The sequence below is a fragment of the Sphingobacterium sp. PCS056 genome, from assembly GCF_023273895.1.
Classification (GTDB): Bacteria; Bacteroidota; Bacteroidia; order Sphingobacteriales; family Sphingobacteriaceae; genus Sphingobacterium.
Map to the genome: position 1 here is coordinate 3,368,870 of NZ_CP096883.1, position 18,946 is coordinate 3,387,815.

General features: G+C 36.5%; 21 protein-coding genes. 17 read left to right on the top strand and 4 right to left on the bottom strand.

The features are described from left to right. Positions 1-65 precede the first annotated feature (65 nt). Positions 66-608, bottom strand: coding sequence for an RNA 2'-phosphotransferase (locus MUB18_RS13965; RefSeq protein WP_045752887.1), 543 nt, complete (start codon positions 606-608; stop codon positions 66-68). 614 nt (positions 609-1,222) lie between these two features. On the opposite strand from MUB18_RS13965, the gene MUB18_RS13970 reads away from it, so the two are divergent. The 5 genes from MUB18_RS13970 (at position 1,223) to MUB18_RS13990 (ending at position 5,920) form a co-directional block, all read left to right on the top strand. Continuing rightward, positions 1,223-1,786: a GNAT family N-acetyltransferase gene (locus MUB18_RS13970; protein WP_045752886.1), complete on the top strand. Its 564-nt coding sequence runs from the start codon at positions 1,223-1,225 to the stop codon at positions 1,784-1,786. A 351-nt stretch (positions 1,787-2,137) separates the two neighbouring features. Next, positions 2,138-3,517, top strand: coding sequence for a hypothetical protein (locus MUB18_RS13975; RefSeq protein ID WP_248753498.1), 1,380 nt, complete (start codon positions 2,138-2,140; stop codon positions 3,515-3,517). A 3-nt stretch (positions 3,518-3,520) separates the two neighbouring features. Beyond that, positions 3,521-4,525, top strand: a complete 1,005-nt coding sequence (locus MUB18_RS13980) for an SPFH domain-containing protein (protein WP_248753499.1) — start codon at positions 3,521-3,523, stop codon at positions 4,523-4,525. 3 nt (positions 4,526-4,528) lie between these two features. Beyond that, positions 4,529-4,750 carry a hypothetical protein gene (locus MUB18_RS13985; RefSeq protein ID WP_248753500.1) on the top strand — a complete coding sequence of 74 codons (222 nt, stop codon included), beginning with the start codon at positions 4,529-4,531 and terminating at the stop codon, positions 4,748-4,750. Positions 4,751-5,284: 534 nt separating this feature from the next. Beyond that, a complete protein-coding gene (locus tag MUB18_RS13990) occupies positions 5,285-5,920 on the top strand; it encodes a hypothetical protein (RefSeq protein ID WP_248753501.1) in 636 nt (211 codons plus the stop codon). 128 nt (positions 5,921-6,048) lie between these two features. On the opposite strand, the gene MUB18_RS13995 is transcribed toward MUB18_RS13990, so the two are convergent. Next, positions 6,049-6,654: a phosphatase PAP2 family protein gene (locus MUB18_RS13995; protein ID WP_248753502.1), complete on the bottom strand. Its 606-nt coding sequence runs from the start codon at positions 6,652-6,654 to the stop codon at positions 6,049-6,051. Between the two features lie 236 nt (positions 6,655-6,890). On the opposite strand from MUB18_RS13995, the gene MUB18_RS14000 reads away from it, so the two are divergent. The 5 genes from MUB18_RS14000 to MUB18_RS14020 are packed head-to-tail and all read left to right on the top strand — an operon-like array spanning position 6,891 to position 11,607. After that, positions 6,891-7,700 carry a hypothetical protein gene (locus tag MUB18_RS14000; RefSeq protein ID WP_248753503.1) on the top strand — a complete coding sequence of 270 codons (810 nt, stop codon included), beginning with the start codon at positions 6,891-6,893 and terminating at the stop codon, positions 7,698-7,700. Beyond that, the gene (locus tag MUB18_RS14005) at positions 7,693-9,201 is read left to right on the top strand and encodes a nicotinate phosphoribosyltransferase (RefSeq protein ID WP_248753504.1); all 1,509 of its coding nucleotides are present in this window, start codon (positions 7,693-7,695) and stop codon (positions 9,199-9,201) included. The genes MUB18_RS14000 and MUB18_RS14005 overlap by 8 nt, the downstream gene beginning before the upstream one ends. After that, positions 9,191-9,973, top strand: a complete 783-nt coding sequence (gene nadE / locus MUB18_RS14010; protein ID WP_248753505.1) for an NAD(+) synthase — start codon at positions 9,191-9,193, stop codon at positions 9,971-9,973. Before MUB18_RS14005 ends, nadE begins: the two co-directional genes overlap by 11 nt. Before the next feature lie 12 nt (positions 9,974-9,985). After that, positions 9,986-10,900, top strand: a complete 915-nt coding sequence (locus MUB18_RS14015; RefSeq protein WP_248753506.1) for a hypothetical protein — start codon at positions 9,986-9,988, stop codon at positions 10,898-10,900. Positions 10,901-10,902: 2 nt separating this feature from the next. Next, a complete protein-coding gene (locus MUB18_RS14020) occupies positions 10,903-11,607 on the top strand; it encodes an NUDIX hydrolase (protein WP_248753507.1) in 705 nt (234 codons plus the stop codon). A 198-nt stretch (positions 11,608-11,805) separates the two neighbouring features. Here the strand turns inward: MUB18_RS14020 and MUB18_RS14025 are convergent, their stop codons facing one another. Then, the gene (locus MUB18_RS14025; protein ID WP_248753508.1) at positions 11,806-11,994 is read right to left on the bottom strand and encodes a DUF4262 domain-containing protein; all 189 of its coding nucleotides are present in this window, start codon (positions 11,992-11,994) and stop codon (positions 11,806-11,808) included. Positions 11,995-12,351: 357 nt separating this feature from the next. On the opposite strand from MUB18_RS14025, the gene MUB18_RS14030 reads away from it, so the two are divergent. The 7 genes from MUB18_RS14030 to MUB18_RS14060 are packed head-to-tail and all read left to right on the top strand — an operon-like array spanning position 12,352 to position 17,709. Continuing rightward, entirely contained in the window at positions 12,352-13,485 is a 1,134-nt protein-coding gene (locus tag MUB18_RS14030; protein ID WP_248753509.1) for an NAD(P)/FAD-dependent oxidoreductase, read from the top strand. Continuing rightward, entirely contained in the window at positions 13,476-14,189 is a 714-nt protein-coding gene (locus tag MUB18_RS14035) for a methyltransferase domain-containing protein (protein WP_248753510.1), read from the top strand. The genes MUB18_RS14030 and MUB18_RS14035 overlap by 10 nt, the downstream gene beginning before the upstream one ends. Further along, on the top strand, positions 14,186-15,238 hold the full coding sequence (locus tag MUB18_RS14040; protein ID WP_045756416.1) for a type III polyketide synthase: 1,053 nt from the start codon (positions 14,186-14,188) through the stop codon (positions 15,236-15,238). Before MUB18_RS14035 ends, MUB18_RS14040 begins: the two co-directional genes overlap by 4 nt. Before the next feature lie 6 nt (positions 15,239-15,244). Continuing rightward, entirely contained in the window at positions 15,245-15,679 is a 435-nt protein-coding gene (locus MUB18_RS14045; RefSeq protein ID WP_045756417.1) for a 3-hydroxyacyl-ACP dehydratase FabZ family protein, read from the top strand. Further along, positions 15,676-16,947 carry a beta-ketoacyl-[acyl-carrier-protein] synthase family protein gene (locus tag MUB18_RS14050; protein WP_248753511.1) on the top strand — a complete coding sequence of 424 codons (1,272 nt, stop codon included), beginning with the start codon at positions 15,676-15,678 and terminating at the stop codon, positions 16,945-16,947. The genes MUB18_RS14045 and MUB18_RS14050 overlap by 4 nt, the downstream gene beginning before the upstream one ends. Before the next feature lie 4 nt (positions 16,948-16,951). Continuing rightward, complete coding sequence (locus MUB18_RS14055) at positions 16,952-17,206, top strand: acyl carrier protein (RefSeq protein WP_153197881.1); 255 nt, start codon at positions 16,952-16,954, stop codon at positions 17,204-17,206. Further along, on the top strand, positions 17,203-17,709 hold the full coding sequence (locus MUB18_RS14060; RefSeq protein WP_248753512.1) for a 4'-phosphopantetheinyl transferase superfamily protein: 507 nt from the start codon (positions 17,203-17,205) through the stop codon (positions 17,707-17,709). Before MUB18_RS14055 ends, MUB18_RS14060 begins: the two co-directional genes overlap by 4 nt. A 238-nt stretch (positions 17,710-17,947) precedes the next feature. Here the strand turns inward: MUB18_RS14060 and MUB18_RS14065 are convergent, their stop codons facing one another. Further along, positions 17,948-18,835: a LysR family transcriptional regulator gene (locus MUB18_RS14065; protein WP_248753513.1), complete on the bottom strand. Its 888-nt coding sequence runs from the start codon at positions 18,833-18,835 to the stop codon at positions 17,948-17,950. Positions 18,836-18,946: the final 111 nt, after the last annotated feature.

Below are 18,946 nucleotides of genomic sequence, written 5' to 3' on the forward strand. Positions count from 1 at the left end.
CAGATGATAGCATATAATAAGACTCAAGGACATCCTCTCTTTTCTACAGCAATCTTATACATTGATTATAAAATTCTCAAATATCGAGCTGGCACTTGTTCTGTGAGCCATACCCCATTTTCTGATAAATAGAAAGTATACCCATCCTGTGCCATCTGTTGTGCTAAGACCGTTATTATGACTGGTTTTCCATGTCTTTGCCCAACTTTTAAAGCCGTTTCCTTTTCTTTACTAAGATGCACGTGTTGACGATTAAGTTTCTCAATCCCGGTTTCCAGAATGGAGGGGACAAATTGTTGTGCTGTACCATGATAAAGCACCAAAGGTGGAGTTTGAGTTTCTAATGCAAGATCAATAGGTACAGAATGACCTTGATTTGCTCTAATCTTCTGAAAGGAAGGGTCAAAAATAAATCTTTTTTTAGGATTTGTATCAACAATCTGTTTTAAGGTGTTAAAATCCAATTCATTATTGTGTTTATTTATTTTTTCAATCAGGTCTGTTGTATCTGCCCAGCCCTGTTCATCCAGGGTGATACCTATTGCCTCAGGCCGGTGACGAAGAACTAAACTTAAAAATTTGCTTATATGTTTATATTTGTCAGTCATTTTTTATAAATTCTTAAGAAGTTAAAATTGATTGGCTTTATCTTTTTACAGGGAAACGGATATTATATGGAGTATGATTACTGTTAGGTAAATTGATTCTCGCCTTCGTAATTTAAAATGAGTTTTCTTTTTTTTAAAGCACGAGCAGATACCCAAGCACCCATAGACAGTAAATTGAGTGAAATAATAATAGCAAATGACATCATCATTGATGTTTTTGTCTTTTAAAAATATAGTTTTTCTAAGAAATTAAAGCTAAAATAAAAAGATATTTTTGATTTCTGATAGATAAAATAAAGATCGTATTTGAAAACCGATCTGTGAGCCTACAAGTTCATCATTAAAAATCAAAAGGGCCTAATTTTCATTAGACCCTTTATCCTGACGTTTAATTGTACAGTAATCTATTATGTTTCTTATTGTTTCCTCTTTTTTGTTTCATTATCCAAGGCATTTTACATGCATATTTGGTTTTTTTTACTGTACCACGTCGTTTATGTTTTATGCTTCCAAAAGCATATTTATTATCTTTAGTATGATAAGAACACCTGTTATTTAAAAAAGTTCAAAAATATGACTAGATTTTTTTAAATTACTCGCAAATAACATAAATTTTGAAACCATCAATTTTACAAATCAGTCAATTGCTAACAGATCGATTGACACTGATTCCATATACTATACCTATATGTACGCATATATTAAATCAAGAATTTGATTTTTTAAAGAAGATGAATCTGAGAAAAGGTAGAGGTTGGCCTGATGATGATGTGCTGGAAACTTTACCAAAAATAATCAACAATCTTTCCGAAATTGGAGCACCCACAGGATTCGAATCGTGGATGATTATTAAAAATGAAACATTGGAAATAATTGGCGATATTGGTTTTAAGGGATTTAATCAAAAAGAACAACTTATAGATCTCGGATATGGGATTATACTTGGAGAACGAAGACAGGGATATGCTGAGGAAGCCGCAAAAGTTCTTATAGGATGGGCTTTTAAACAAAGCAACGTAAAAGAAATTACGGCACAATGTCTTATTGGCAATGTAAGTTCAATCCATCTTCTGCAAAAGTTAAATTTTAAGCAAATCAAGAGAGAAAATTGTTTTTTGTTCTGGTCGCTTCCATCAAGTAATCAAATCGTCACAGGTAAAGGCCAAACATTTAATTAGGCGTTACCAGCAAATACCGATAGTTATATTTGATATAAAGCTTTGTTTTTTTTGTGGCAGTCAATTAGTCTCTTGTGGCACTGGTACAAAAATAGATTCTATTTATTAGCCGGTGATATTATATGTGGGTTGACAAATTATTTAAATACAGTGTGTTACGGCTATTCAGGCTGTTACTGGAAAATATCGCAAGTGACGCGCTTATTTTTTGACTCTTCTGTATATTTTTTACTTTCTGCGCTTAGCATTTATAATATTGCGAACACAAAAACTTTTAGTTTTCATATTTGTTTTACACAGATCAGATATTATTTATATTTTTAATCTCATAATCTGTTATAGAGATAGAGCATGGCAAAACAAATTAAGGCGTTAAAGTGTCCACATTGTGGTAGTGTTAAGAAGCAAAATATTAAAGAAGACCATTATATCTGTAACAATTGCGGTACCGAGTATTTTCTTGATAATGATGATATCAATGTCAATGTAAAACATGAATACGGAAAATCTAATGGTCTTGATCCAAAAGCAAAAAAATATCTTCTATTAGCTGTAGCAGGAGTTTTGTTTTTTGTCGTTTTTTCTAACCTCATCAGAAACTGTGGAAACAATAGTGGCAGATCTTTCAAAGCTGTTGATTCCGATGATTCACCAAAGAAAAAAGAATATGTAGATCGGGTGAAAGAGTATTTAGCTTTTACAGCATATAATACCAAAAGTCCAATGTTGCTTTTTATTATCACCCGCAGCAAGGACGGCTATACGAGAGAAGGAGCCGAATATTTTGCCCGATTTTATGATCCATTAAAAGAAAAAACAATCAATGATATTCCGCTTGCAGGTTGGAAAGATGATTATTATATCCGAAGTCGTGTTTTCAGCGATGGTAACTACTACATCTGTGCCGATAAGAGTAATAAGGTCTATAAAATTGATCCAGCAAAAAATGAAGTAGTTGATATGACAAATACTTTTTTTGCTGACGTACCTGAGTTCTCTTCAGGTATCGCAACCTTAAAATTTACACAAGATCGAGAAGGTGACGGTTTTAATATCATGACCAATGATGGGAAAGAATATTACTATTATCCATTGGTCAGAAAGATTTACAAGGATCATTCTGAAAGACGTGAAGCGGGAACAGGACTTTCCAGTTTATTATCAGGCGCAAGCACATCTATATATTATACTTTTTCCGAAAAAAGTAGAGATTATCCAGAAGAAAAAATTCAGCTAATTAAATACTGGTATAAAAATAATCCAGGTTATCCCATTATGCTACCTTATAGTCATCAGGTAAGCTGGCAGAAGGTGTTTCAATATCCTAAGAAATCGGGTGTCTATTATGGATCGTTTCCATTTACGAAGAAATTGGTAATAGAGCCACGGATTATAAAATTTATTGATCTCACCCCTGGCCGTCTATATTTCAAAGCCAATATCGCTTATCAAGATAGCACAAATTTGTATATCACAGGACTCCCAGATGCTAATCCAGAAGGCAAAACATTCATCCAGAAGATAGATACAGAAACCGGGAAAATTATTTGGAGCTATATGCCAAACAGTGATAATTATTCTATAGAGAGTGAGATGTATGGTTATGATGGGGGACTAGTCTTTAGCTATTATGACCGAGCAACCAGTGGAAGCACCAATCGAATTATCATTATAGCAAATGATGGTACAGTACTAAAAGACATGGAGAGAGATGAAATTTTTAAAAGATAATATATGGGACTATTTAATTTTTTCAAGAAGCAAATTGCTACAGTCATAGCATGGCAACCTCAGGATCATAATTTGTTGGTGTGGAGGTATAAAGCTGCTACTGACGAAATTAAAAATGCAAGTAAATTGATTATTTCGCCAGGGCAAGGATGTGTTTTGGTGTATGAAGGCAAGATTACAGATGTAATCGATCAAGAGGGAGTCTACAATATCCGTACAGATAATCATCCGTTTATTACTTCACTGCTCAAAGTTGCTCAACTGTTTGAAAGTGAGCACAAAATGGGGCTTTATTATTATCGAAAAGCAGAAGTGTTGAATCAGGGATGGGGAACATCATCACCTATCAAGTATTTTGATGAATATTACAAAATTCCGATCCAGCTCTCTGCTTATGGTAATTTCTCTTATCGCATCAACGATGCAGCGAAATTTTTCACAGACTATGTCGGTACACAAGATATCTATAAGGTAGAGACTTTTCGCGATGTAGTACAATCTCGTATTATACAAGTCTTAACTTCATATTTTGCGAAGGAAAAATTATCTTTTATCGATATTGATGCCCAAATCGATCGTTTGTCGCGAGATATCAAAGAGCGGCTGATACAGGATTTGGAAGCATTTGGTATTCAACTCAATGATTTTAGGATCGAAGGAAATTCTTTTGACCAAGATACACAAGATCGTATTGGCAAGATTGCAGATATAACAGCAGATAGCTTTGCCGCATCAGAAGGTGGTCTCAGCTACGTAGAATTGGAAAAACTACGCGCTTTGCGTGATGCAGCAAATAATGAGGGCGGCTTAGCAGGTGCAGGAGTTGGACTAGGCGCAGGAATGAGTCTTGGAAAAGTATTTAGTAATTCCATTGATGAAGTTACGCAGCCGAAGATCGGTGCAGATCCCATAGAGCAATTGCGGAAACTAAAACTCTTACTCGATGAAAATATTATTTCGCAGGAAGAATTTGATCAGAAGAAAAAAGAGTATCTAAATAAATTTTAATCGATGAAGCATTTTATTACATTTCTATTCGTAGCCTCTCTACTCATTTTGGGATTTATTGCATTGAATTACATTTGGCATTGGATTCCGATAGATTACACGGGACTTATAAAAGTGTTTATATCCGTCCTAGTCCTCATTTTTATTGGTACAGGACTTGCGATGGTCATTAGTGCAGCGTATGGTCGAAAAGACAATCAACAGGACGTAGGAAAAAAAGATTAATATTTTCAACCACCAAATCTCTGGAAAGAAATGACGATGGTTTGCTCGAAAATAATCTATCAAATCATAGATATATGACGCTGCACATGTGTGGTATCATTTCATTTGTACTACTCTATAAAATAAAATATCCAAAAAGCTGCTTAATCTTTATTGGTATATCTTATTGATCATACGATCGCGCTGCGTTATTTGTTAGAAAATGCTTACTGTAGTTTTCAATTTTTGCAATGCATAGATCCCTTAATTTATAATTGATTCTTAAGAATCCACCTGATGGATCCCCTCGATACCAAGATATAATGACCGTATATTTTTTATTTTAATAGTAGTTACTAAAAGTCTCAAACAAATTCCACTTCAATTTTGTTTTCCTATTGAAATATAGCCATAAATATAGATCACATCATACGGATAATACGAATATTTTTAATGAGCCACTTGAAAATGATTTTTATATGAACAATGCTCATCCATTTGGAAGTGCATTTAAAAATAAAATTTAAAGAAATTAAATTGCTAAAATTTACAATTATGAGAAAATTATTTTTACAAATAAGCACCATCGTGCTTATCTTTTCCAGTTGCGCAACTAATAGTATGATTACTGGATCTTGGCGTGATCAATCTATTGATCTTAAGAAATACAGTAGGATATTTGTTGCTGTTATGACAGATAATGTACCTGCGCGACAAAAAGTGGAAGATGAAATTTCTTCATCTTTAAAATCATTAGGGTTAACAACTGTTAAAAGTATAGATGTGTTTCCTCCCAATCTTACAAATATGGGTCCCAAACGTTCTGATTTTGCTATGCAAAAAGTTGCTGCGACCAATAGTGATGCTATATTGACTATTGCTTTGATAGATTCCAAGTCAGAATCTAAATATGTTCCGAATGTATCAGTTTACCCTGTAAATTCTTTTGGATACTATAGAACATTTGGTGGTTATTATGATTTTTGGTATGGCAATCTTTATAATAATGGGTATTATACCACAGAGAATACTTACTATATTGAAACAAATCTATATGATGCGAGTTCAGGAAAGCTCGTTTGGTCGACCCAGTCCGAAAGTTACAATCCAGGCTCTTTGGATAGTTTTCTATCAGGTTACAAAAAAGCAATGACTAAACAGTTAAAGAAAGATAATTTAATTACTGATTAGGGTATAACTTATATGAGCGGAAGTAAATGGATCGTGATCACTTCCGCTTCTAAATGAATAAAATCGATATACCGATGCTAACGTAAACGGACATCGTACTGCCTTGTGCTCAGAAATCAAATAATGAATTAAAAGTATATATTTCCCCCAATTATAAATTGTTTTCCATTATAACTCGGGATAAACATATAGTTCGTTTTATCGTTCTTCTTTTTTCGATCCAGTAGCGGCAATAACCAATAGGCAATTTTTGTACTCAATATACCAATTCCTGCACCCATAGCCACATCAGATAACCAGTGTTTATTATTGTACATTCGAAAGAAACCGGTACCCGTTGCGACAGCATATCCAGCTACTCCATACCACAGTGATCTATCCCTATATTCTTGCCAGAGTAATTCAGCTCCAACAAAAGCAGTTGCAGTATGTCCCGATGGAAAAGAGTTGTTAGCTGAGCTGTCTGGCCGCCATACAGTTCCTGTATTTTTAATACTAAGGACAGTAAAGGTCATAATTGCATTGGACACTGCTGCAGTAAAGAGGCGTTGTTTCACAGTGTGTTTTGCTTTTATACCAAACGCATCTAATGCAAATATACTTGCAGTACCAAGATATTGACTAAAATCATCGACTGAAAATTTACGGTCAATATTTTCCCTTAATTCATTTCTGATATCTTGATTTTGACTAATTAGAAAATGACTTTCTAATGCTATTATTCCATAAGTCATCAATCCCGCTGGGACAAGCAACTTACTGTCTACTCATATGTTTAGTATAAGCTAAATCGTGAGATATGGCTTTTTTGTTTAATACTTATTTAATAATTTCAGATTAATATGTTACTTATCAATGATGTATGTTAGTGATTTTTTTATTGAGTAAAAAATACTCAGAAAAATTGTGTAAATAAAAAATAATGCCCATATTTGTTGAGTAAAATATACTCAACAAATACAAAAGAGTTATGATTGTACTTAACAACCACACTATAATCACAGAACAGTTTCCCAACAAGGAAACCAAAATCAAAGATTTTGATTCTTATATCTTAGAAGGTAATTTGCTTGAATTCACTTACCAAGAGGACGGTGATCTGATTAAACTTCTTTTTGTTAAGAAAAGGCTTGATCAGGATCAGGTTAACTGTAAGCTCGTGATCAACTATATGCCTTATAGCCGTATGGACCGTAAGATTGATGGTGATCTGTTCACCCTTCAGTATATCTGTGCGTTTATCAACGACCTTAACTTTGAAAAGGTTTATGTTATTGAACCGCACTCGGCCAAAACCATTGAACTATTGCACAATAGCGAGGCCATCTACCCAGCACTTGATTGGTTACCAATGATTATGGATCAGATGCAGTTTACAGATCAAGACCGAATTGTTTTTCCGGACAAAGGAGCAGCTGCACGGTATGAAAATGCGGGGTATGCTAATAGTTGCATATTTGACAAGACACGTCATCCACAGACCGGACGTATTGAAAATATGCTTCTTAAACGGGGAGATATACCCCAAGGGGCGAAGTGCATTATCGTAGATGATCTTTGTTCGGCAGGCGGAACCTTCCTCTGGGCAGGACAGATCCTAAAACAAATGGGTGCTAGTGAAGTATATCTTCTCGTTACGCACTGTGAACCACGTGTATTATCAGGTAAATTGCTTAATCAAGATTCACCTATAAATAAAGTCTACACTAGCACATCAATGATGCGTGAAACGCATTCCAAAATAGAGTACATCACCATTAATCTAGAAAACTATGTTTAATCCGATCAGCAAAAATCCTATCCTTTGGACAGACGGTTACAAGTTATGTCACAAAGATCAATATCCTGCCAAGACCAATTGGGTATATGAAACTTGGACACCCCGCATGTCACGTATAGCTGGTATTAGCCATGTTGTATTTTTCGGATTACAGGGAGCATTAGCAGAAATGACCCATGCCTTTGATCAGTATTTTTTCAGTCAGCCATTAGAGGTAGTAGTGGCCGAATACGAAGAAGCTATCCAGCATGTTTTTGCACATACCAATGCTCATTTTGCATCCACTCACAGCTCATCTCACATCAGCGCACTGCATCAACTAGGTTATCTGCCCATTAAACTCAAAGCTATAAAAGAGGGAAGTTTAGTTCCGATAGGTGTACCCATGTTTACAATCGAAAATACACATCCTGACTTCTTTTGGTTACCCGGTTATTTAGAGACCCAGCTTTCAGCCTATATCTGGTCACCCATGACAGCAGCTACCATTGCAGATCGTTACAAAAGATTGTTGAACAGCTATGCCGAGAAAACTGGAGATGTTCAAAAAGTGCAGACCCAAGCAGGTGATTTCTCTATGAGGGGAATGGGTTCTCCAGAGACCGCGTATCGTACAGCAGGAGGACATCTATTAAGCTTTTCGGTATCTGCTACCCTTTCTGTGCGAGACTATCTCAAATCGTATTATGCAGCAGGCAATGATATTATGATGTATACACCATCTACGGAGCATAGTGTAATGTGTTCATATGGCGAGCACGAACTTGAAGCATTTCGCCATCTGATCACCGAAGTATACCCAAGTGGTAATATTTCAATAGTATCCGATACCTATGACCTTTGGAATGTCGTAGACCAAGTTCTGCCACAGCTGAAAGAGCTGATCCTCTCCCGAGATGGAAAAGTGGTGATTCGTCCAGACAGTGGAGATCCTATTCATATTATCTGCGGGGATCAGGATTCTGACCGTGACACCGTTCAAAAAGGAATTGTTGAACGGTTGTTTGAAATCTTTGGCGGTACCGTCAATGCAAAAGGTTACAAAGAGCTAGATCCACATATTGGTGTAGTTTATGGTGATTCCATTACTGTCGATCGTGCAGAAAAGATCTGCAGTGGACTGATGGAAAAAGGTTTTGCTTCCACCAATACTGCTTTAGGAATTGGGTCGTACACCTACCAGTATGTGACACGTGATACATTCGGTTTCGCATTAAAAGGAACAGCAGAAGAAGTAGACGGACACTTTAAAGCCATTCAAAAACGTCCAGCGACCGATACCGGAAACTTCAAAAAATCACAAAAAGGTATCGTAGCAGTGGTATTTGAAGACCAGGATTATCGGTTGATTGATGATCTAACCCCAGAGACAGTAACAGCATTAAAGCATCGAAACCTCTTGAAAGATTTTTATATTGACGGTGAATTCGTTTTCACCAATACATTTGAAGATATCAGAAATTTATTAAAACTAGAATCAAATCGCGTATATGGAAACTAAACTACAGAAGCCATTCGTTATCAATGATGACAATGTCGCACATTATGCAACTAAAATTGCAACATGGATTGCGCAACAGGTCACTACGGCCAAACGTAAAGGAGTAGTGCTGGGTATGAGCGGCGGGATAGACTGTAGCGTTGTCGCCTGCCTTTGCCATTTGGCTAAAGTCGATACACATTTGGTCATGATGCCCTATGGCAATGATATGACCAGTAGCAGAAGTTCACAGCATGCATTAGAACTGATTCAAAAGTTCAATTTTGCACATCATACTTTTGATATCCAGCCAGCAGTAGCTGCCCTGACCATTACTAATGTGACTTTCTTGGCACAAGCTGGAACTGTCAATCAAGCCCTGAGCCAAGCCAATATACGTCCACGTGTCCGAATGACCTACCTCTATCAGTTAGCACAGCTGGGTAGTCGATTTGTGATCGGTACAGGTAATATGGCCGAGCGTACAGTAGGTTATTTTACCAAATGGGGCGACGGTGCAGCAGACCTTAATCCATTGGGCATGCTCACTAAACAAGAAGTATATACTTTAGCCGCATATCTCGGGGTACCCGATTCTATTATTGACAAGAAACCATCAGCAGGGCTTTGGGAAGGGCAGACCGACGAGGATGAGCTAGGTATGACATACGCCCAAATAGATGCATTTATATTAGCAGGGACATCCGGAGATGAAAGTATCGATAGATTAATTAATCAACGTATAGCCCTATCCGCTCATAAGTTTGCCGCAGTTCCAATTTTTAATGATTAATATTTTAGTATTATGAATACCACCTATCAACACATTATCGATGTCAACCATATCGCTTCTTACGAAAGTATAGAAGACATAAATAATATGCTAACCCTTGGCCAATCCGAAAATATCAAACCCGCATCGCAGGATCAGAAACGCAATCTGCTATTGGCTATCGACGTGCAGAACGATTTTATGGAAGGTATTGGGAGTCTTGCTGTTCAGGGTTCCAGAGCAGATGTACAGCGCCTCACACAATGGATGTATCGTAATATAGGATCATTGACTCAGGTTATCTGTAGTCTGGACTGCCACTCCATGATGCAGATTTTTCATCCTGTCTGGTGGGTAGATCATGAGGGTAATCATCCCGAACCATTTACCATCATTACTTACGATGATGTTATTCAGGGTGTCTGGTCTGCAGCCCATGGGGGCAAAGAACGCTCTTTAGAATATCTGAAGAATTTGGAAAATGATCACAAGAAAAAGCTTTGTATATGGCCATATCATTGTTTAGAAGGAACAGCAGGAGCAAAGCTCGAGAGTCAGTTTACCAAAATGCTTTACTTTCATGCGGCAGCCCGTAGCTCACCACCACAATTGATTTATAAGGGACAAAACCCCTACACCGAGATGTATGGTATCATCAAAGCCGAATACGATCCTGATCACTATATCAACTATGAAGTGCTCAATGCCGTGAGTCAGTTTGATGCCATCTATATGGCAGGTCAGGCTTCCAGTCATTGCGTATTGGCTTCTGTTACCCAGATTTTAGAGCACTTTGCTGACCATAGGGAGATCACCTCACGCATTACTTTACTGGAAGACTGTATGTCACCTATAGCTGGATATGAAGAGAGTACAAGGCAACAGTTTGAAGTACTTCAGGAGCGATATGGTATCCACATTCGTAAATCAACTGACATCATTTTATAGTTATGAGCAGCACGAGACCAACATTTAGTTATGAATATCCAAGACCAGCAGTCACCGTAGACTGTGTCATCTTCGGATTTGATAAAGGAGAACTCAAAGTGTTGCTCACCAAGCGTGGCATCGAGCCATTTTTAGGTAAATGGGCATTTCCCGGAGGATTTATTTTAGAAATGGAGACCGCCGATGAATGTGCCCGTCGCAAACTGGCAGAAGAAGCAGGATTAGAAGATCTCTATTTGGAGCAGCTGTATACTTTTTCAGATATCGATCGAGATCCTCGTTTTCGGGTTATCAGCATTGCCTATTATGCCCTGGTCAAGTCTACAGATTATCTTATTGAGGCAGGACATGATATTGAAGAAGCAAAATGGTTCAGTTTAGAAGAAGCCTATGCATTAGCATTTGATCACGATCAGATTCTATCCGTTGCCATTGAGCGTTTGAAAGGAAAGATCCGTTATCAGCCCATAGGATTTGAATTATTGCCGGAGCAATTCACATTGCCCGAGCTGCACAAACTGTATGAGACCATTTTGCAAAGAGCGATTGATCGGGGCAATTTCCGAAAGAAGATTTTAAGTATGGACCTGTTAATTGATCATAGTGAAAAGCAACCAGATCGACATGCTCGTGCAGCCAAGATTTATAGCTTTAATAGAGATAAATACGAGTCACTCAAACAATCAGGATTCTATTTTGAGCTTTAATACTTGTATATCTTTTTACAAATTATGGAGAACTATTTCATGTTGTTTATTTTGAACATATAATTGAAGCATTAGGGAGAGATTGAAATAAATTCCTTGTGACTGCCAATCACCATTATGGTCATGAACCACATGTCAGATAGGTTCAGTGTCTTCAATCCATAGTCTCGTTGTAAACGTTGTTAAATGCTTAGGCTCTTAAAATTTAAAGTCAGCATTCCTGTCAAGCGAAGCCTGTATGGATCGATATTTTTCTTCAAAATTATCCTCCCAGGGAAATTTTGCATTTTGGTCTGTCCAGACCAATAGAAGCGCATCAAATTTTTTACCCTGATAATAATTTATATCAGCACCAGAATATTCGGCTATATTTATTTTATCTAACACTATAGACGTAGCCTTACCTATCCTTAAAGATATTATATATCTACGGCTGTAAACGATTTTTTAGTTCAAACAAAATCATCTCCAAATTGTTGATAAGATGCAGATTGTTGTCATGTGCATTGTTATTTAAAAAAAAACGCTCTTATTGACGAAGATTCGTAATCCTTAAAATAGATCGTTTTCGTTGATAGAAATAAAGTCATGATAAATCATAACCATCAAATTAATTGGAATAAAACCCGCTGATAAAATGACGGAAAATCAGAAATATGTTTTTGTGACTGAATCTTAAATTACTTTTTACATACAAGCTTATTTGAAAACTTTAAATTTATGATATTCCTATTTTATTAATATATGAATAAGAATCCTGATGTAATTATTATTGGTGGTGGCCTAGCAGGCTTGACAGCTGCATTACATTTGTCAAAAAAAGGATTAAAAGTTACATTAATTGAAAAGTATACCTACCCCCGACATAAAGTTTGTGGTGAATATCTTTCCAGCGAAGTATTACCTTACTTAGATTGGCTGGGTTTAGACATTTTACAATTACATCCAACAATTATTAACAAACTTAAATTTAGTCATCAAAATGGTAAAATTGCAAATGCACACTTACCATTAGGAGGACTTGGTGTCAGTCGCTATTCGCTGGATAATTTCCTATATCTAAAAGCAATAGCAATGGGATGCACTGTAATCAAAGCAACAGTAACAGCTGTGACTTTTAAAGTAGATAGATTTACAGTTGTAACCGAAAATCAAATCTTAATAACAGAAATCGTATTGGGTGCATATGGGAAACGCTCAAACATGGATCAAGTACTGGAGCGCAATTTTATAAGTAAGACAGCTCCGTGGCTAGCGGTAAAGGGGCATTATACTGGAGATTTCCCAAATGATGTAGTAGCACTACATAACTTTAAGGGTGGGTATTGTGGTATTACAAAAGTTGAAAACAATACCATAAATATGTGCTATCTAGCAGATTTAAAATCATTCAAAAAATACAGAAACATAGCAGAATTTGAACAAAATGTGCTTTATAAAAATAGACATATCAAATCTTTTTTTGAAAAAAGCACAGTACTTTTTGATAAACCAATTACCATAAGCCAGATCTCATTTGATAGAAAACCGATCATTGAAAACCATATATTGATGATAGGTGATGCTGCAGGTCTTATTCATCCGCTTTGTGGCAATGGCATGGCCATGGCTATGCACAGCGCCAAAATTTCGTCAGAACTGATACTAGATTATTACACAGGTAAAATCCCTACACGAAAACTATTAGAAAAGGAATTCACACGACAATGGAAACAAAATTTCGGAAAGAGATTGTTAATCGGCAACCTTTTAGCTAAAGCACTGCAGCATCAAGCCATCACAACACTATTGATCCGTATCGCAACGATGTTCCCCTCTGTTCTCCCCAAGATAATTAAGCAAACTCACGGTAAACCAATAACAATCAAATGGGCATAAATACCAATGACAGAACAGAACAGACCGAATTAATGGATGATTTTTCACTTCAGGGCGAAGAATTGCGCGAAGCATTGGATAAAATCGCACGGATCAATCAGTTCCTCGGTGGGAATAATATTACACTTGACGGTATAAATCAATTATTAACACACGTGGACAGGTCCAAACCGATCATCATTGCAGATATAGGCTGCGGTAACGGTGATATGTTGCGGATGCTAGCCAAATATGGTAATAAGTACCATATCAATTTTAAAATGATCGGAATAGATGCGAATGAATATACGATAAATTACGCTCGGAAATTATCAAAAGATTACGATAATATCGACTATATATGCCTGGATATTTTTGACGAGGAGTTCAATACCCTAAAATACGATATTGCGCTTTGCACCTTAACTATTCATCATTTTACTAATGAAAAAATAATAGATTTAATCACTATCTTTAATCGTAATGCCTCTGTAGGAATAGTTGTAAACGATTTACAGCGCAGCAAACTGGCTTATAGACTTTACCAAATGGTCTGTTTTATTTTTAGATTAAACAAGATGCTGCAAGAAGATGGATGTATATCTATACTAAGAGGATTTAAAAGAGATGAACTGCAGAGTTTTGCAAAAACACTAAATTTAAAAAATTATACCATCCAATGGAAATGGGCTTTCCGCTACCAATGGATAATACCTAAAATATGAACGTAAAGATAGTAACTGTTGCAAAACAACTACCGAAATATTCAAGCGATACAGCTGAAATACTTCCAATGCTAGATACTTGGCTTTATGGACAAGAAACACGTTTTATAAAAAAAGTAAAAAAAATATTTGAAGGTGCAGCAGTAAATACACGGTATTCAATTATGGATCCTGTTGAAGTATTTACAGCAACTTCTTTCGAAGAAAAAAATGATATTTACAGTCGAGAAGTCATTATCTTGGGTGAACAAGTCCTTGACAAAGCACTTAACAAAGCTGGATGGGATCCAAGCACCTTGGACTATATTATAACGGTAAGTTGCACGGGTATTATCATCCCATCGTTAGATGCATATCTTATAAATAAACTGAAACTCAGGCAGGATATCGTCAGGTTGCCAGTTACAGAAATGGGCTGTGTGGCGGGAGTATCAGGTTTGTTGTATGCCAAAAACTTCCTCAAAGGCAATCCTAAGAAACGTGCTGCAGTAATAGCTATCGAAGCTCCTACAGCCACATTTCAACTTGATGATTTTTCAATGTCTAATATAGTAAGTGCTGCTATTTTTGGTGATGGGGCGGCTTGTTGTCTACTCTCTTCTTACGAAGAAGATTTAGGGCCCTCCATACTTGATGAACAGATGTATCACTTCTTTAATACAGAGCACATCATGGGATTTAAACTTACCAATAGTGGTTTACAGATGATTCTTGGCAGTGAAGTTCCAGATACTATAGCACAACATTTCGGTGCTATTATACATCCATTTCTTAAGAAAAATAATCTAGAAATGAAAGATATAGACCATATGATATTTCATCCGGGAGGAAAAAAAATCGTAATGACGGTCGAAAAATTATTCTCAGAATGGGGGAAAAATATTGACAACACAAAAGAAATACTATTGCAATATGGCAATATGTCAAGTGCAACTGTTCTTTATGTCCTAGAGCGCACTATGGATAATAATCCCCTTCCCGGAGACTTGGGATTGATGTTAAGTTTTGGTCCGGGATTTACGGCACAAGGGCTTCTATTAAAATGGTAATATACAATGAACGTAACAGATATTATAGCACAATTACCCTATAGTAAACCATTTTTATTTGTAGACGAGTTGCTTCACGTTGATGAAAATGGAAGTATTGGCACCTATACTTTCGATGAAAATCTGGATTTCTATAAAGGGCACTTTAAAGAAAAACCTGTTACTCCTGGAGTAATTCTAACAGAAACGATGGCGCAGATCGGTCTGGTATGTCTCGGCATTTATCTTCTTAACAATGAACTTAAAAACACTCAAATCGCATTTACTTCTGCCGATATGCAGTTTCTAAAACCTGTATATCCTAGAGAAAAAGTTACTGTAATTTCTCAAAAAGTATATTTTAGATTCGGCAAACTGAAGTGCAACATTATGATGAAAAATGAAGCTGAACAAGAAGTTTGTAGAGGTACACTTGCAGGAATATTAATCCCTGAACTATGAATAGAGTTGTCATAACAGGATTAGGGATCGTTGCTCCAAATGGAGTTGGCATACCGGCCTTTACCCATGCTATTAAAAATGGTCTTTCTGGAATACGTCACGATGATGAATTACGACAACTGCAGTTTTCCTGTCAGATAGTAGGAAAACCCCAGATTACGGATGAAATAAAGTCAGAATATTTTACCGATCTTGAACTTCGCGGCTTTAACAGTAGCGGCATACTATATGGTGTCATTGCAGGATTAGAAGCTTGGAAAGATGCAGGACTTCCAGTAGAAAATAATCATGACCCTGATTGGGACAGCGGAACTATATTTGGATCAGGAACATCGGGTATTGATAAATTCCGCGAAAGTATCTATAAAATAGATGATTTACAGATACGTAAGCTCGGCAGCAGTGTTGTAGCACAAACCATGAATAGTGGTATTAGTGCATATCTAGGAGGAAAATTAGGACTTGGTAACCAAGTAACCACCAATTCTTCAGCATGTGCGACTGGAACCGAAGCGATCATAATGGCTTACGACCGTATCAGATCAGGAAAAGCAAAACGCATGTTGGCAGGTAGCACTTCAGATAGTGGCCCTTATATCTGGGCAGGGTTTGATGCATTAAGAGTATGCAGTTCTAAATATAATGAACATCCTGAAAAAGGCTCGCGTCCTATGAGTGCAACAGCATCAGGATTTGTACCTGCATCTGGTGCAGGTGCATTAATTGTTGAGGACTTGGAAAGCGCACTAAAACGGGGCGCAAATATCTATGCAGAAATTATCGGCGGAAATGTAAACTCTGGCGGACAGCGTGGCAATGGCACTATGACTGCCCCCAACAGTATTGCGGTTCAACGATGCATTATCGATGCTCTCAAGAACGCTGAGATATCGGCAAGTGATATTGATGCTATAAATGGCCATCTCACAGCAACAGCTAAAGATAGCCTTGAAATAGAAAACTGGACAAAAGCATTGGAACGCGACCAAGATAATTTTCCCTATATTAATTCGCTAAAAAGTTTGACAGGTCACTGTCTTAGTGCCGCAGGAAGCATTGAAAGTGTGGCAACAGTCCTGCAACTGCATCATGGGTTTTTATTTGGAAATGCGAATTGCGATGACTTACATCCCGAAATAGCTACACGGATTGATAAATCAAAAATACCATCAAAAACCCTCAACATCAATTTAAATATAATGGCTAAGGCTAGCTTTGGCTTTGGTGATGTAAACGCCTGTATAATATTTAAAAAATTTAAAATTTAAGCTTATGAGTAAAGAACAACTAATAGAAAAGGTAAAGGAAATTATAAAACCTTATACCACCAATAATGAAGCATATGAAAATCTTACAGAGGACACCGATTTCATCAATGATCTTAACATCAACTCTGCAAATCTGGTAGATATTGTACTTGATATTGAACAAATTTTTGATGTGGTCATCGATAATACCGATATGGAACGTATGCTAGATGTTAGGACAGCAGTTGAAATTATCGAAACTAAACTGGCTAAAAAATGATTGGTAATGATGTAATAGATTTGCAGCAATCCCGTCAAGAAAGTAACTGGCAAAGAAAAGGGTTTCTGGAAAAATTATTTGCACAAGAAGAGCAGTGCTTAATTGCCAATAGTTCCGATCCAGAAATTATAGTATGGTTAATGTGGAGCATGAAAGAAGCAGCTTACAAAATCCTAAATAGACAGACAAAAAAACGAGAATTCATCCCTCAAAAACTATTATGTAAAATGTTGACATGTAGCGATAAAGGTGCAACTGGTCAAGTGTTTTATATGGGGAATATCTACCATACAAGAACGATAATAGCCGATGATTTTATACATACCATTGCTGTTAATTTCTTAGAAGATCTTGATCTAGTAGTTGAAATAGAGAAAAAAGATATTCTAAAAGATATATACCGAATACCTTGGGTAGGTATTTCAAGTTTAAATCAATATAAAGAGGCATCAGTTAGCAATCATGGTCGTTTTGAAAAAACAGTGACCATTGAAACAAAATAATTTGAGTATCGTTTTAAATGTCTCGGTAGGTGAAATATTTTCTTCATGAAAGGTCTGTCTGCCAAAAATAGCCATTCCTATTGCTCCAAAAATGGTAAGGAAAATTTAAAAGTCTTCTGTAGTTATAGACAGATATGGATATATGGCTATATCTACTGAAAAACATGAAAAATACCAGATTTTTTATAGGCCAAACCAGCTAGTGTTTAAGCAGGTTTTCCTTGGGATTGTGTATATCTCATGATAGTTTTAAAGTTTTAGCAGATATCGTTAACATTTTTTTAAATTCTTTGACAGATTCCGTTTCATAAGTACCTTTTAATGAAATGATCTTTGCATATCTCATCAAACCATCATCCCGAATAGCAACAGAAGCCAAAGTAGTTCCCAAAACACTTGTTTTGATGAAGATACTGTACCAATTTCCTGAGTTGACGAGTCTAATGGCTGTGGGTATATCATTGACTTCAATCGTAAATTTTGGACTTAAACCTTTTGCTGAAAAAGCCCTGTGAACGGTATGAGTCATATCATACCCCATTGTTGCAATAACTAAAGGAAGTTTACAAATCTCTTCCAGGGAAATACTCGTTTTACAGGATACTTCTGTACCTGCTAAAGCTGCCAGTACCATTGGACAGCCGAATAAATTTTTATAAATAAAATAGGGTACTATTTCGGTTTCATGAAGAGCCAAGACAAAATCTACCTGAGCTTGTTGAAGCTTCTCATACAGACTGTGGGAGGGCTCATAGATCACTTTAATTTTTATTTGAGGAAATTGCTCTGCAAACTTTATTAAAGTTTCTACAAAGAAATCCTTAAGACCATAAGCAACGCCTATGGTTACAGTACCAAATCTTATCTTTTTCAAATCCTGGAGCATTAACTTTCCATCTTCGGCTTTTCTGACACTCTGTTCGGCATATTCAGTAAATAATCTACCAGGTTCTGTTAGCGTTATCTGCTTACCAATACGGTTAAAAAGAGAGACATCCAGTTCCGTCTCCAGTTGTTTGATCTGCTGTGATAATGTACTCTGGCTGATATTTAAGTGCTTTGCTGCTTCAGTAAAACTCAGTAATTCTTGTGCTTTGAGAAAATATTTAAGTTGTCTAAGTTCCATTTTACTTTTATGATTTGCTCGTCCAAAGGTATAAAAAGTCTCATTAATCCATCGAAAAAATCGATCGATGCTATCGAATAAAAACGTTTTGCCGATTTGAAAAAAGAGCGG

Excerpts from the sequence above, each read along its gene's own strand:
- MUB18_RS14055 (WP_153197881.1), top strand. The coding sequence starts at position 16,952 with ATGAGTAAAGAACAACTAATAGAAAAGGTAAAGGAAATTATAAAACCT.
- MUB18_RS14030 (WP_248753509.1), top strand. The coding sequence starts at position 12,352 with ATGAATAAGAATCCTGATGTAATTATTATTGGTGGTGGCCTAGCAGGC.
- MUB18_RS13980 (WP_248753499.1), top strand. The coding sequence starts at position 3,521 with ATGGGACTATTTAATTTTTTCAAGAAGCAAATTGCTACAGTCATAGCA.
- MUB18_RS14065 (WP_248753513.1), bottom strand. The coding sequence starts at position 18,835 with ATGGAACTTAGACAACTTAAATATTTTCTCAAAGCACAAGAATTACTG.
- MUB18_RS14060 (WP_248753512.1), top strand. The coding sequence starts at position 17,203 with ATGATTGGTAATGATGTAATAGATTTGCAGCAATCCCGTCAAGAAAGT.
- MUB18_RS13965 (WP_045752887.1), bottom strand. The coding sequence starts at position 608 with ATGACTGACAAATATAAACATATAAGCAAATTTTTAAGTTTAGTTCTT.
- MUB18_RS14045 (WP_045756417.1), top strand. The coding sequence starts at position 15,245 with ATGAACGTAACAGATATTATAGCACAATTACCCTATAGTAAACCATTT.
- MUB18_RS13975 (WP_248753498.1), top strand. The coding sequence starts at position 2,138 with ATGGCAAAACAAATTAAGGCGTTAAAGTGTCCACATTGTGGTAGTGTT.
- MUB18_RS14035 (WP_248753510.1), top strand. The coding sequence starts at position 13,476 with ATGGGCATAAATACCAATGACAGAACAGAACAGACCGAATTAATGGAT.
- MUB18_RS14050 (WP_248753511.1), top strand. The coding sequence starts at position 15,676 with ATGAATAGAGTTGTCATAACAGGATTAGGGATCGTTGCTCCAAATGGA.
- MUB18_RS14005 (WP_248753504.1), top strand. The coding sequence starts at position 7,693 with ATGTTTAATCCGATCAGCAAAAATCCTATCCTTTGGACAGACGGTTAC.
- nadE (WP_248753505.1), top strand. The coding sequence starts at position 9,191 with ATGGAAACTAAACTACAGAAGCCATTCGTTATCAATGATGACAATGTC.
- MUB18_RS13985 (WP_248753500.1), top strand. The coding sequence starts at position 4,529 with ATGAAGCATTTTATTACATTTCTATTCGTAGCCTCTCTACTCATTTTG.
- MUB18_RS13990 (WP_248753501.1), top strand. The coding sequence starts at position 5,285 with ATGAGAAAATTATTTTTACAAATAAGCACCATCGTGCTTATCTTTTCC.
- MUB18_RS14000 (WP_248753503.1), top strand. The coding sequence starts at position 6,891 with ATGATTGTACTTAACAACCACACTATAATCACAGAACAGTTTCCCAAC.
- MUB18_RS14040 (WP_045756416.1), top strand. The coding sequence starts at position 14,186 with ATGAACGTAAAGATAGTAACTGTTGCAAAACAACTACCGAAATATTCA.
- MUB18_RS14015 (WP_248753506.1), top strand. The coding sequence starts at position 9,986 with ATGAATACCACCTATCAACACATTATCGATGTCAACCATATCGCTTCT.
- MUB18_RS14020 (WP_248753507.1), top strand. The coding sequence starts at position 10,903 with ATGAGCAGCACGAGACCAACATTTAGTTATGAATATCCAAGACCAGCA.
- MUB18_RS13995 (WP_248753502.1), bottom strand. The coding sequence starts at position 6,654 with ATGACTTATGGAATAATAGCATTAGAAAGTCATTTTCTAATTAGTCAA.